Annotated in this window: 1 protein-coding gene; it reads left to right on the top strand. The window is 46.0% G+C overall.

Annotated elements, in window-relative coordinates; translation table 11 throughout:
* On the top strand, positions 1-248 hold a 248-nt coding region (locus tag SB658_RS26295; RefSeq protein WP_410603436.1), incomplete at both ends, for a hypothetical protein.

Genomic DNA, 248 nt, shown 5'->3' with positions numbered 1-248 from the left:
CTGTCGGTGCCTGACTTTATTATAGACGGATTAAAAGGCGACCCGGTGTTGTTTGAAAAATTCGCCTGGTGTCTGAAAAATTCTACGATATTCAGGAAGGCTCGGGTTTCAGTTTCATCCTCTCGTTTGGCCGAACAACTGACGGATATTGTGCCACAGGATGCTGGATCACCGGATTTCACAATTGAATTTCATTCTCCATGCGTATTCACGTCGACGACATTGGAAAAGATGTTGCGTACCGCTGC

This window comes from Bacillus sp. SIMBA_008 (assembly GCF_046535495.1).
In the GTDB taxonomy this organism is placed as follows: domain Bacteria; phylum Bacillota; class Bacilli; order Bacillales; family Bacillaceae; genus Bacillus; species Bacillus subtilis.
Note: the sequence above shows the minus strand (reverse complement) of the source record. Positions and strands in the feature narration are given on the sequence as shown.